Source organism: Ruegeria sp. AL2 (genome assembly GCF_056540845.1).
Genome location: NZ_JBQFXM010000003.1, coordinates 65,585 through 78,073, shown reverse-complemented (window position 1 = coordinate 78,073; position 12,489 = coordinate 65,585). Strand labels below are relative to the sequence as shown.

General features: G+C 58.0%; 10 protein-coding genes. 7 read left to right on the top strand and 3 right to left on the bottom strand.

All coding sequences use genetic code 11. The features are described from left to right. The first annotated feature begins 75 nt into the window (after nucleotides 1–75). The 3 genes from ACR0ID_RS06225 to ACR0ID_RS06215 all read left to right on the top strand — a co-directional run bounded on the left by ACR0ID_RS06225 (nucleotide 76) and on the right by ACR0ID_RS06215 (nucleotide 3,024). A complete protein-coding gene (locus ACR0ID_RS06225) occupies nucleotides 76–432 on the top strand; it encodes a VOC family protein (protein WP_480516348.1) in 357 nt (118 codons plus the stop codon). A 109-nt stretch (nucleotides 433–541) separates the two neighbouring features. Then, a complete protein-coding gene (locus ACR0ID_RS06220; protein WP_480493829.1) occupies nucleotides 542–1,819 on the top strand; it encodes a DUF3422 family protein in 1,278 nt (425 codons plus the stop codon). Nucleotides 1,820–1,926: 107 nt separating this feature from the next. Next, on the top strand, nucleotides 1,927–3,024 hold the full coding sequence (locus ACR0ID_RS06215; protein ID WP_480604404.1) for an MFS transporter: 1,098 nt from the start codon (nucleotides 1,927–1,929) through the stop codon (nucleotides 3,022–3,024). 7 nt (nucleotides 3,025–3,031) lie between these two features. Here the strand turns inward: ACR0ID_RS06215 and ACR0ID_RS06210 are convergent, their stop codons facing one another. From ACR0ID_RS06210 to ACR0ID_RS06200, 3 genes are all read right to left on the bottom strand, one after another. Continuing rightward, entirely contained in the window at nucleotides 3,032–4,012 is a 981-nt protein-coding gene (locus tag ACR0ID_RS06210; protein WP_480476031.1) for an ABC transporter permease, read from the bottom strand. Then, complete coding sequence (locus ACR0ID_RS06205; protein WP_209504480.1) at nucleotides 4,005–5,012, bottom strand: ABC transporter permease; 1,008 nt, start codon at nucleotides 5,010–5,012, stop codon at nucleotides 4,005–4,007. The genes ACR0ID_RS06210 and ACR0ID_RS06205 overlap by 8 nt, the downstream gene beginning before the upstream one ends. 93 nt (nucleotides 5,013–5,105) lie before the next feature. After that, nucleotides 5,106–6,812: a peptide ABC transporter substrate-binding protein gene (locus ACR0ID_RS06200; RefSeq protein WP_480476033.1), complete on the bottom strand. Its 1,707-nt coding sequence runs from the start codon at nucleotides 6,810–6,812 to the stop codon at nucleotides 5,106–5,108. A 285-nt stretch (nucleotides 6,813–7,097) separates the two neighbouring features. Here ACR0ID_RS06200 and ACR0ID_RS06195 point away from each other — a divergent pair, with 285 nt between their 5' ends. Genes ACR0ID_RS06195 through ACR0ID_RS06180 form a run of 4 tightly spaced genes read left to right on the top strand, consistent with a single transcriptional unit; the run spans nucleotide 7,098 to nucleotide 12,478 of the window. After that, nucleotides 7,098–8,918, top strand: a complete 1,821-nt coding sequence (locus tag ACR0ID_RS06195; RefSeq protein ID WP_480554099.1) for an ABC transporter ATP-binding protein — start codon at nucleotides 7,098–7,100, stop codon at nucleotides 8,916–8,918. A 4-nt stretch (nucleotides 8,919–8,922) separates the two neighbouring features. Continuing rightward, entirely contained in the window at nucleotides 8,923–10,089 is a 1,167-nt protein-coding gene (argE, locus tag ACR0ID_RS06190; protein ID WP_480604596.1) for an acetylornithine deacetylase, read from the top strand. A 43-nt stretch (nucleotides 10,090–10,132) separates the two neighbouring features. Continuing rightward, nucleotides 10,133–11,299 carry a M20 aminoacylase family protein gene (locus ACR0ID_RS06185; RefSeq protein ID WP_267362903.1) on the top strand — a complete coding sequence of 389 codons (1,167 nt, stop codon included), beginning with the start codon at nucleotides 10,133–10,135 and terminating at the stop codon, nucleotides 11,297–11,299. A gap of 15 nt (nucleotides 11,300–11,314) precedes the next feature. Further along, the gene (locus ACR0ID_RS06180) at nucleotides 11,315–12,478 is read left to right on the top strand and encodes a M20 aminoacylase family protein (RefSeq protein WP_480506289.1); all 1,164 of its coding nucleotides are present in this window, start codon (nucleotides 11,315–11,317) and stop codon (nucleotides 12,476–12,478) included. Nucleotides 12,479–12,489: the final 11 nt, after the last annotated feature.

The window sequence follows — 12,489 nt, the reverse complement described above, 5'->3', positions numbered from 1 at the left end:
ACCCCTAGGATATTTATGGCCAGATGAAGCGCGCGGGTTGTGGTATATTAGATGTGCGTATGGTTGGAGCGAAACATGCAGAAAGTGAACGGTATAGGGGGCGTATTCTTTCGGGCCAGTGATCCTGAGGCGTTGAGCCGCTGGTACGAAGAACATCTGGGCGTAAACCACTATGATCCGGTGCCCTGGAAGCAGCGCGAAGGGTATACGGTGTTTGCGCCTTTCGCTAAAGACACTGAGTATTTCGGAAACCCGGATCAGCAATGGATGATCAATTTTCGGGTCGATGATCTGGGCGCGATGATACAGCAGCTCGAAGCTGCCGGAATCTCTGTTGAGACCCGCCCAGACTGGGACAGCGAGATCGGAAAGTTCGCTCGGCTTCACGATCCGGAGGGAAATCCGATCGAGCTGTGGCAGCCAAATCAATGAGATAGTCGGTTTGTATACCTTTGTATTCGTGTAAGTATATGAAATAAAATAAGAATTGATGTATCCGAGTTGTGACGTATAGTGCGGACACCGCTATCGGAGCCTCGGAATGACGCCAATCGATGATCACCCGCTGCGCTATGCGCTGGCAAATGAACTTCATGCCCGCCCGTTTCCGGCCGCCGATACGCCGTGCACGGTCGCCTTTCTTGCGATCAAGAAGCCTGAAGCAGCCGTCGCTCGGGACCGCAGTCAGGATATTGCCCATCTGATCGATCTGCTTGACCGACATGGGGCGCAACATCCGCAGCCGGGGGCCACGCATTATGCCGGGCAGATAGGACGCCATTGGCTGAAATGGGAGCAGCACACTGAGTTTGTCACGTATACGGCGATTGTGCCGAACGTCAGCGGCCGTCCCTTCAACCCGGCTGATTTCGAAGTTTTTCCCCCGGATTGGCTGATGGCCAGCCCGGGCCAGAGGATCACCTCGCTGCTGATGCGGGTGGTGCCGCGCCCGGAAGATGCGGCTGTAAAGGTCGCTCTGGCTGATTGGTTCGAACCTGAAAGTCTGGCGGTGTCGCGGGTGTTGGATGCTTCGGCAATTTGCGCCAGTGATTTCCGTATCGACCCGGCTGGTCACATGCGTTTTGCTTTGTTCGTGACCGAAGGCACGGGCACGCGCCGCACAGGGCGTATCATCCAGCGGCTGTGCGAGATCGAGACATACAAGGCGATGTCGATGCTTGGCTTTGCCCGCGTCAAACAATTGGCCCCCCGGATCGAGGAACTGGATGCCCAGCTGGCGAAGCTGATGGTTGAAATGACGGATGACACCACCCCACCAGATGCGCTGTTGCCTCAATTGCTGGCCATATCGACCGAGCTCGAGACCATATCGGCCCGCAGTTCGTTCCGATTCGGTGCGACCGGCGCTTACGAGGCGCTGGTCAATCAGCGGATCGATGTCCTGCGCGAGGAAAGGTTCGAAGGCGGCCAAAGCTTTGCCGATTTCATGATGCGCCGTTATGACCCTGCGATCCGTACCGTGAAATCAACAGAACGCCGCCTGCAGGCGCTGTCTGACCGGGCCATACGTGCGGGTGAGTTGTTGCGCACAAGGGTGGACGTCGAGCGGAGTGCACAAAATCAGGCCCTGTTGGAAAGCATGGATCGTCGGGCCGATCTTGCCTTGCGCTTGCAGCACACGGTTGAGGGCCTTTCTGTGGTGGCCATCAGTTATTACGCGGTCTCACTTGTCGGCTACCTTCTGTATCCGTTGACTGCCGCCGGCATAAGCAAGGGAATGCTGACGGCGGCGGCGACGATCCCGGTTGTAGCGGGCGTATGGTTCGCCGTTCGGCGCATCCGCAAACGCCTGGGTTAAGCTGCAATTGCCAATTTGCGCCCAACCTGTAGAACGGGTGAGGCGGGCAGATAGCACGAGGTTCTCTGTTGATTGGTGTTTTCTCGGCATGGCGGGCAGTTGCGGCCATGTTCATCCTAAACGGGGCTTTGTTCGGAATCTGGGCCTCGCGCATACCAGCCGTGCGCGACAGGTTGGAGCTGTCCCATGATGCGTTGGGGTACGGGTTGTTGTTTATGGCGGCCGGGGCCGTCTGTTCGTTTCCGGTCACAGGGCGGTTGACGGATCGGTATGGCGCAGTTGCGATAACCCGGATTGTGGCCGTTCTGTACACGCTGTCGCTGGTCCTGCTTGCTGTTGCTGGCGGGTTTTGGGCACTGGCGTTATGTTTGTTTGTTTTTGGCGCCTTTCACGGATCGATGGATGTGGCGATGAATGCCTGGGCCGCTGAGGTCGAGCAGGCATATGACAAACCTGTAATGTCGTCATTCCACGCCATGTGGAGCCTTGGGGCCGGTCTTGGCGCGCTCAGCGGGTACGTGGCTGTTCAGATGGGGCTGACGGTTCTGGTGCATTTCCTATTGGCGGGTGGCGCGGTTGTTGCCTTCGCGCTGGCCTTGTCGTGGGTGCGTTGGACGTCGAATCGGTCCGAACGGTCAAAAAGCTCGGTTTTTGCTTTGCCCTCGGGCGCGCTGATACTGGTCGGATTCGCAGCCATGTGCGGTGCATTGGGGGAAGGCGCCGTCGCAGACTGGAGCGCGATTTTCCTGCGAGACATTTCGGGAGCGCCCGAAAGTGTTGCCGCATTGGGCTATGCCGTGTTTTCCGTGACGATGGTGGCGTTTCGCCTAGCAGGCGCGATTGTCATTATGCGGTTTGGTCCCGCTGCGACGGCCCGGTTCGGCGGGATCTGCGCGGCGTTGGGCGTTTTCGCTGTGGTTTCTTTGGTCACGCCCTTGCCCGCATTGGCGGGGTTTGCGCTGATGGGCATAGGGTATGCGGTGATCATGCCGCTGGCGTTCAGCCGTGCAGCCAGCGATCCGCTTGTCCCGCCGGGGCAAGCCATCGCAAGTGTAGCTACGCTGGGATATGGTGGGTTATTGATAGGGCCGCCGCTGATCGGATTTTTGGCGGAACTGTTCGGCCTGCGTCTGGCGTTCGCCGTGCTGTTGCCATTGGCCGTTCTGATCGTGCTGTTGGCCGGCGCGCTGAGGCGCGCCGACTAAACTTGTTTCAGCGTCCGCGAATGCGGGGATCCAGCGCGTCGCGCAGACCGTCACCCAGATAGTTGACGCTCAGCACCGTCAGCGAGATTGCCAGACCGGGCCAGAATACACGCTCGGGGTATTGCTGAAGATAGTCGACACCATCAAACAACAGGCGGCCCCATGTCGGGAAGTCGGGCGGGAATCCCAAACCAAGGAAGGACAGCGCGCTTTCGGTGATGATCGCTGTGGCAATCCCCAGCGTTGCCGACACCATGATTGGCGAAAGAACGTTCGGCAGGATATGCCGCGTGATGATCTGGCTGTTGCTGGTGCCGATGGAGCGCGCGGCGAGAACGAATTCACGTTCCTTGATGGCCAGCACATCACCGCGCACGATCCGCGCAGTCGGCATCCATGAGGTGATGCCGATGGCGCAGACGATCAGGATGAATATCCCGCGCTCCAGCCCAAAAGCCGCTGACAGGGGCTCGCGGAACAGAAGCATCATGACCAGCAGCAAAGGCAGCAGGGGCAGGGCCAGAAACAGGTCGGTCAGGCGCATCAGCGGCCCATCGAGCCGTCTGAAGAATCCTGCCAGAACGCCGATGAACGAACCCAGGAACAGCGCCAGCAACATCGCGGTTATGCCAACCGAGACTGAGGTTTGACCACCCGACATCATGCGCGCAAGAATGTCGCGACCCAATTGATCGGTGCCAAAGGGATGCGCCCAACTGGGGCCCTGATTGCGCGACCGGATATCGATCTGGGTTGGATCGATGCTCCACAGATACGGGCCCAAATAAACACCGGCGACGATGATGATAAACAGGATCGCGCCGACCATTGCGCCTTTGTGGGTCTTGAACTGATCCCACACATCGCGCCATTGGCTGCGGGGAGGGGTGGCCAGTTCTTCCATCACGCCGGCCGTTGGCAAGGCTGTCGAGGCAGGTGCAAATCCTTCGTCCGGGACCAGTGTATCGGTACGATCATGATCAGTCATATCGAATCCTCGGGTCCAGAATGCCGTAAAGTACGTCAGCGATCAGGTTGAACAGCACGATCAGTACGGCAAAGATGAAGGTCAGGGTTTGCACCATCGGCAGATCATTGGCCTGAATCGCTCCGATCAGCAGCTGACCGATGCCATTCACTTTGAACACCTGCTCGGTGATGATGGCGCCACCAAAGATGGACGGAATACCCAGCGCAATCACGGTGACCACCGGGATCATCGAGTTTCGCAGAACGTGAACCATGACCACGGTGTATTCGCTGAGACCCTTGGCGCGGGCGGTGCGAACATAATCCTGATTGAGGTTATCCAGCATGGACGCGCGCATGAACCGGCTGAGCTGCGCTGTAATCTGCAAGGCCAGAACCATGACCGGCATGATCATCTGTTTGAGTTGCACAACGAAACTGTCCCAGCTGTTGACCACCAGTGTGGTGTCATAGATCGACGGGAACCAGCCCAGCTGGACCGAGAATATGACGATCACCAGAACACCCGAGAAGAAGGGTGGAACGGAAAAGCCAACCATCGACACGAAGGTACCCATCTGATCGAACCAGGAATATTGGCGGTAGGCCGAATAGATGCCGATGGGCAGCGCGATCAGGATTGCGACCACATAGGCGGTGCCGACAACCCACAGGGTCTGCGGGATCCGCTGAACGACGATGTCCATGACCGGCGAGCGGGTCTGCCATGAAATCACGCGCAGGTCGCCTTCGGAGAAGGTTGTGCCGAATACAGAGTCGACCAATACCTGTGGTTCTATCCAGAAGAACTGCACGATCCATTTCCAGAACCGGATATGCATCGGCTGGCCGAGGCCAAGCGCCTCGCGCATCTTCTCTTTGACTTCCGGGGGAACGGTGAGTGGAACCTGTGCCATCGGGTCGCCAGGGGCAAGCTCGAGCAGCAGGAAGATGACGAGGCTGATGAACAGCAGTGTGGGCACCGCCAACACCAGTCGTCTGATTGTAAAGTTGAGCATTCAAAGGCGCCTTTGTTGATGCGTCTTCTTGTTGGAGCGGACTGCAAATGACCGCGCCCCGAAGATCGGGGCGCGGCTTGGCAGGTTTAACGCTTAGGAGCCGGTTTTGCGGTACCAGTCCGCAACGTTCCAAAGCTCGCTGTCCCAAGTGTTCAGGATCACGCCACCCAACGTGTTGGAATGTGCAGAGACCCGTCCACGATCAACCAGCGGAACCACGACATAGCTGTCCTTGGTCAGCATATCGTTGAGTTTACGTGCAATTTCGCCACGCTTTTCAAGCTCACCGGTGCGGCCCAGTTCGGCCACCAGCTTGTCATACTCGGCGTCACAGTAACGGTTGATGTTCTCACCCTGCCACTGGCTTTCCGGCTTGGGTGCCTTGTCACAGGTGTGCTGCGCAAGATAGCTTTCCGGATCGGTGCCATCGAAGTTGTTGGCGTACATTTCAACGTCTGCATAGAAACGCTGGAATGTGTCCGGGCTGCCCGGGTCACCGCCGAAAAAGACCGACGCGTTGATGTTGCGCAGCTCGGTTTCAACACCGATTTGGCTCCACCATTCCTTGATCAGCGCCTGGAAGTCCTGACGAACAGCGTTGGTCGAGGTTTGATAGACCAGCGACAGTCTTACACCATCCTTGGCGCGGACGCCGTCAGCGCCTTTCACCCAGCCGGCTTCATCCAGCATCTGGTTCGCGCCGTCAATGTCCTGCGTCAGACACTCGGTGTTGTCGCTTGCGTACAATGCCGGGGCCGGTACCAGGTTGCAGGTCGGGCGACCGGCTTGACCGTAGCCAATCTCAACCAGAAGATCACGGTCGATTGCCATCGACAGGGCCTTGCGAACAGCCAGTTCCGATAAGGCTGGGTGCGGATGTTTGGCGGTTGAACGTTCGCCTTCAGGCAGGCTGGGGGACGGATCTGTCATGTTCATTTCGATCCGCTCAACCAGGGTCCCGAATGCCGCGATGGGAGTACCTTTACCACCTTCCTTCATCTGCTCGATGACTTCGGGCGCCAGCTGCAGGTTCCACGCATAGTCGAATTCGCCGGTTTCCATCACAGCACGGCCAGCCGCCGTTGCGTCACCGCCACCTTTGAAGGTCAGCGTGGCAAAAGCGGGCTTGTTTGGGTCACGATAATTCGGGTTGGCCGACATGGTGATCACGTCGTTTGGCTTGAATTCGTCCACAACAAACGGGCCGGTTCCGATCGGGCCAAAGTTCTGGTCTGTACATTCAGGCGCCTTGGAGCCCATGCAGTTCTGAAACTGGGCCATCTGGATAATTGGCGACTGACCACCCATGAACGGGCCATAGGGGTTCGGCTTTGGTTCGGCAAAGTTGACCTTGATGGTCAGATCGTCGATTGCCTCGACGCTTTCGACGCCTTCAAACTTGGCAAGCTGGGCGCAACCACCTTCCGGATGCATGCAATAATCCGCGGTGAACTTTACGTCGGCCGACGTCACGGGCGATCCATCGGACCAGACCAAACCAGATTTCAGCTTCCACGTGATCGATTTCAGATCCGACGAAACACCACCGTTTTCCACGGTCGGGATATCCTCGGCGAGATAGGCTACAAGGTTCCCGTCTTGGTCATAGCGACCGAGCGGTTCAATCACCAACGAAGCAGATTCGATGTCTTTGGTGCCCGAGGACAGGTACGGGTTCAGGATCGACGGAGCCTGCCAGTAAATGATGCTGACATTGCCGTCCGATCCACGCTCAGCAAAGGCCGCAGGGGCCATCGCCGTGCTTGCAATCGCACCAAGCAAAAGGGTTTTGATTTTCATAAGTTACTCCCAAGTTGGACACGTTCGTGTCTCGATTATCTCCGCAAGGCCTGCGGGTTTGGCGTTGCCGCCCCAAGGTAAGGTTTTGATCAACAAAGATAATAGCGCTAACGATTTCAGTCTGCGCCGCCTCCCCAGGTCGGTTACATGGCGTATCGAAACAGAACCTGAGAAAATTGCAAGTAGTGCCGTCGCGAAAATGTGTAATGGGTTTGACTTTTCCCGGCGGCCCGCCTTAGCGTTCGGAATTCAAAAAAAGAATACCGTCGTCAAGGGAGCGCGCGCGTGCTGGATCAGCCTATTGCACAGATTAAAAAACTGCGGGTGGAGTTTCAGACGAAGGATGGCCCCGTTGTCGGTGTTGAGGATGTCTCGTTCGAGATCAAACCGGGTGAAACCGTTTGTATCGTTGGCGAATCGGGCTCGGGGAAATCGGTGTCGTCGCTGTCGCTGATGCGGCTGGTCGAGTTTGGAGGCGGCGAAATCGCGGGTGGTGAACTTCTGTTCGATCGCCGCGATGGGGGCGAAATGGACCTGTCCAAAGCCGATCCGGATCTGATGAAACAGATTCGCGGCAACGAGATCGGGATGATTTTTCAGGAGCCGATGACGGCGCTGAACCCAGTTTTTACCGTTGGTCGCCAGTTGACCGAAGGTCTGCGCATCCACAAGCAGATGTCGAAGTCACAGGCCGAGGACCGTGCGCTTGAGTTGTTGCGCCAGGTTCGTATCCCCGAGCCTGAGCGTCGTTTGAAACAGTACCCGCATGAGCTGTCGGGCGGGATGCGCCAACGTGTCGTCATCGCAATGGCGATGGCCTGCGAACCCCGCTTGCTGATCGCGGATGAACCCACCACGGCGCTTGACGTGACTATTCAGGCCGAGATCCTGGCCCTGATGGATCGCCTCAAGCGCGAAACCGGTACTGCGGTAATGTTCATCACCCATGACATGGCGGTTGTGGCGCAGATGGCTGACCGTGTTGTCGTCATGTATCGCGGCAACAAGGTCGAAGAGGGGACCGTCAGGGAAATCTTTGAAAACCCGCAGCATGATTACACCAAGGCCCTTTTGGCCGCAGTGCCGAAGCTGGGTGAAATGCAGGGTAAGTCGGCGCCCGAACCGATGAAGTTGCTGGGTGTCGAGGGGCAGAAAATTGCACCCATCCCCGGAACCGAAGAAGTTTTGTTGACGGTAAAGAACCTGACCACGCGGTTTCCGGTCAAAGGTGGTCTTCTGCGGCGCACGATCTCGAACGTTCATGCGGTCGAGGATGTGTCATTCACACTGAACAAAGGTCAGACGCTCAGCCTTGTGGGCGAATCCGGGTGCGGCAAGTCCTCGGCCGGCCGTTCGATCCTGCGGCTGGTCGAGCCGATGGCGGGCGAGGTCAATCTGGACGGTGTCGATATCATGAAGCTGGACCCGTCCGGCCTGCGCAAGGCGCGGCTGGATATGCAGATGATCTTTCAGGACCCGTTCGCCTCGCTGAACCCACAGATGCAATTGGTCGATCAAGTTGCCGAGCCGATGCGCAACTATGGCGTGGCGTCGGGATCCGAGTTGCAGGACCGCGTCGCACAATTGTTCGACAAAGTGCAGCTGCCGCGCAGCTTCATGCGTCGTTTCCCGCATGAAATGTCCGGTGGGCAGCGTCAGCGGATCGCGATTGCCCGCGCACTGGCCCTGAACCCCAAGCTGATCATCGCGGATGAGGCGGTCTCGGCCCTCGACGTGTCGGTTCAGGCACAGGTTCTGAACTTGATGATGGAGTTGCAGTCCGATTTGGGGCTGTCTTATCTGTTCATCAGCCATGACATGGCCGTGGTTGAACGTGTCAGCCACTATGTCGGCGTTATGTATCTAGGCCGCATTGTGGAACTGGGCCCGCGTGCGCGTGTGTTTGAAAACCCACAACACCCCTATACGCAGGCGTTGATGAAGGCAGTTCCAATTGCTGACCCGAACAAGCGAAAGACGGAAAAAGACCTGAACTTCAAACCGATCCCGTCACCGATCCACCCTGTCGATTTCAAACCGGAACCCTCTCAATATCACGAGGTTGAACCGGGTCACTTTATCCTGACCACAGACAGTGGGTACTGACCCGATGGGCAAGCGCCTGACGCCGCTTGAGATCATGACCAAGCTGATCTCATTTCCAACCGTGAGTCGTGACACCAACCTGCCGTTGGTCGACTGGGTGGACGAATACCTGCAAAGCCATGGGATCACGTCGCACCGCTGGCCTGATCCGAATCAGCCACATAAGGCGGCGATCTTTGCGCATGTCGGCCCTTTGGAAGAAGGCTCAGTTATGCTGTCCGGGCACACGGATGTAGTACCGGTTGACGGGCAACCCTGGGACACCGACCCCTTCACCGTGACCCAGAAGGACGGCAAATATTTCGGGCGCGGCACCTGCGACATGAAGGGATTTGATGCGCTTGCCATCTGGACGCTGGTCGAGGCGCATTACGCGAATGTGAGGCGACCGCTCCAACTTGCACTGAGTTTTGATGAGGAAGTCGGGTGTACCGGAGCGCCGCCGATGATCGAGGCAATGCAGGACATTTTGCCCAAAGGCTCGGCGGTGATCGTGGGTGAGCCGTCGATGATGCAGGCGGTAACGGGTCACAAGGGCGGTTTCGGCTTTGACACCCATATCGCCGGGTTCGAAGTTCACAGCTCGATCATGCACACAGGCGTCAACGCCATCATGGCAGCGGCCCCATTGATCGACTGGGCCAACCAGCAGAACGCGCGGAACATGGCGGCGCAACCCAGCGCGGTTGCTGCCGTATTCGATCCACCCTGGACAACCTGCCATGTCGGTATGATTGAAGGCGGAACGGCCCATAACATTACTGCCAAAGACTGCCGGTTCATGATGGATTTTCGGACCGTGCCCGACGAAACGCAGGCCCAATGGCGAGATGCCTATTTCGAACAGGTTCGGCACATTGAGGCTCAGATGCAGGCCGTTCACCCGGATACCCGCATCGAACTGACTGAAAACTTCGCGATTCCGGGGTTGATCCCGGAAGAGGATGGTGAAGCCGAAGCACTGGTACGCGCCCTGACCGGAGACAACGCAAGCCATGTGGTCAGTTACGGGACCGAGGCAGGCCAGTTTCAGGAGGCCGGGTATTCTGCCGTGATATGTGGACCCGGAGACATAGCGCAGGCACATCAGCCGAATGAGTTCGTTACGATTGAACAATTCGAAGCCGGTCATAAATTCATGCAGAGATTGGTTGAAAAACTATGCGCCTAGCCCGGTCAAAAATGGTGCCAGCGGTTGAGAGAAAGGTCTTGAGATGCCCGTAAAAAACAGACTTGCGGAAATGCACGGCGAGATCACCGAATGGCGTCGCCACCTGCACGCCCATCCGGAGCTGATGTATGACGTCCATGAAACTGCGGCGTTTGTCGCTGCCCGTCTGAAAGAATTCGGAGTGGACGAGATCACTCCGGGCGTTGGCAAAACGGGCGTTGTCGGGGTGATCAAAGGGCGCACGGATACGCAGGGGCGCGTCATCGGCCTGCGTGCAGACATGGACGCGCTTCCGATTGAAGAGGCGACAGGGCTGGACTATGCCTCGACCGTGTCGGGCAAGATGCACGCCTGTGGACATGACGGGCATACTTCGATGCTGCTTGGGGCCGCGCAGTACCTTTCCGAAACGCGCAATTTCGATGGCACCGTGGTTCTGATCTTCCAGCCTGCCGAGGAAGGCGGGGCCGGCGGTCTGGCCATGTGTCAGGACGGGTTGATGGACCGCTGGGGCATTCACGAGGTCTATGGCATGCACAATATGCCCGGTCTTCCGGTGGGAGAGTTCGCAATTCGCCCCGGCGCGTTGCTGGCCTCGTCCGATGAGTTTGAAATCACCGTCACTGGCAAGGGCGGACACGCCGCTGCGCCGCATGAGGCGGTGGATACGACACTGGTGGCCTCGCACATCGTTGTTGCCTTGCAATCGGTGGTGTCCCGGACCGTTGACCCGATCAAGCGAGTTGTCCTCACCGTTGGTACGTTTGTGACTGACAGTGTTGCGTCAAACGTGATCGCTCATACGGTTCGTTTGCAGGGAACCGTGCGGACACTTGACCCCGAGTATCGCACAATCGCCGAAGAACGCGTGCGCCGGATCGCCGAGGATACGGCCTCGGCCTTTGGCGCGAAGGCGGAGGTTATCTGGACACCAGGATACCCGGTGACAGTGAATTCCGAGGCCGAAACAGGCTATGCCGCCGAGGCGGCAGCTGCGGTTGCGGGCAAGGTCAACGACAGCACGGACCCGATCATGCCGTCCGAAGATTTTGCCTATATGCTTGAAGAACGCCCCGGCGCGTACATCTTTATCGGGAACGGGGATACGGCCATGTGCCATCACCCGCAATACAACTTTGACGACGACGCGATCCCCGCCGGTTGCAGCTGGTTTGCCGAGCTTGTGGAACGACGATTGCCTGTCGCATGAAACAGGGAGAATGACATGCCGATCAAGAACCGTCTCGCAGAGATGCATGATGAGATCACCGGTTGGCGGCGTGACATTCACCAACACCCGGAAATTCTGTACGACACCCACCGCACCAGTGCGCTGGTTGCGGAAAAGCTGAACGAGTTTGGTTGCGACGAGGTCGTGACCGGCATCGGTCGCACCGGTGTCGTCGGGGTCATTCGCGGCAAAAGCGACACGCGGGGCCGTGTGATTGGCTTGCGCGCCGATATGGATGCCCTGCCGATGCAGGAACAAACCGGGTTGGACTATGCCTCAGAAATACCGAATGCGATGCATGCCTGTGGTCATGACGGGCATACTGCGATGGTTTTGGGGGCCGCCAAGTATCTGGCGGAAACCCGCAACTTTGATGGCACGGCAATTGTGATCTTTCAGCCTGCCGAAGAGGGTGGGAATGGCGCCGAGGCCATGTGCAAGGACGGTCTGATGGATCGGTTCGGCATTCAGGAAGTCTATGCGATGCACAATGTGCCGGGTGTTCCTACCGGGCAGTTTGCCATTCGTTCGGGTCCGTTGCTGGCAGCGGCTGATGAGTTTGACATCCATCTTGAAGGGCGCGGCGGCCACGCGGCAAAACCTCATCAGACGATTGATACAACGGTGATGCTGTCGCAGCTGATCGTGGCGTTGCAGACGATCGTGTCGCGCAACGCGGATCCGATTTTGCAGGCCGTGCTGTCTGTGACCTCGGTCGAGACGTCCTCGAAAGCGTTCAACGTGATCCCGCAATCGGCGCGGATACGCGGCACCGTTCGGACCCATTCCAACGAGTTGCGCGACCTGATCGAACAACGGCTGAAGGAAGTCTCGGAAGGGACCGCCGCAACATTTGGCGGGTCCGTGAACGTCACCTATACGCGCGGTGTTCCAGTGACGATCAATGCCGAAGCCCAGACGGGATATGCAGCAGAGGCTGCGGTGTCGGTCGGGGGCAGTTGCATTGAAGCGCCGATGGTGATGGGGGGCGAGGATTTCTCGTTCATGCTGGAAGAGAGGCCCGGGGCATTCATCGTTTTGGGCAACGGTGACAGTGCCGGGCTGCATCACCCCGAATACAACTTCAATGACGAGATCATCCCCATTGGGTGCTCGTGGTTTGCGGAAATGGTCGAGCGCCGGATGCCGGCGGCGTGACCTGAATCAGG

Excerpts from the sequence above, each read along its gene's own strand:
- ACR0ID_RS06210 (WP_480476031.1), bottom strand. The coding sequence starts at position 4,012 with ATGACTGATCATGATCGTACCGATACACTGGTCCCGGACGAAGGATTT.
- ACR0ID_RS06180 (WP_480506289.1), top strand. The coding sequence starts at position 11,315 with ATGCCGATCAAGAACCGTCTCGCAGAGATGCATGATGAGATCACCGGT.
- ACR0ID_RS06225 (WP_480516348.1), top strand. The coding sequence starts at position 76 with ATGCAGAAAGTGAACGGTATAGGGGGCGTATTCTTTCGGGCCAGTGAT.
- ACR0ID_RS06200 (WP_480476033.1), bottom strand. The coding sequence starts at position 6,812 with ATGAAAATCAAAACCCTTTTGCTTGGTGCGATTGCAAGCACGGCGATG.
- ACR0ID_RS06220 (WP_480493829.1), top strand. The coding sequence starts at position 542 with ATGACGCCAATCGATGATCACCCGCTGCGCTATGCGCTGGCAAATGAA.
- ACR0ID_RS06205 (WP_209504480.1), bottom strand. The coding sequence starts at position 5,012 with ATGCTCAACTTTACAATCAGACGACTGGTGTTGGCGGTGCCCACACTG.
- ACR0ID_RS06215 (WP_480604404.1), top strand. The coding sequence starts at position 1,927 with ATGTTCATCCTAAACGGGGCTTTGTTCGGAATCTGGGCCTCGCGCATA.
- argE (WP_480604596.1), top strand. The coding sequence starts at position 8,923 with ATGGGCAAGCGCCTGACGCCGCTTGAGATCATGACCAAGCTGATCTCA.
- ACR0ID_RS06185 (WP_267362903.1), top strand. The coding sequence starts at position 10,133 with ATGCCCGTAAAAAACAGACTTGCGGAAATGCACGGCGAGATCACCGAA.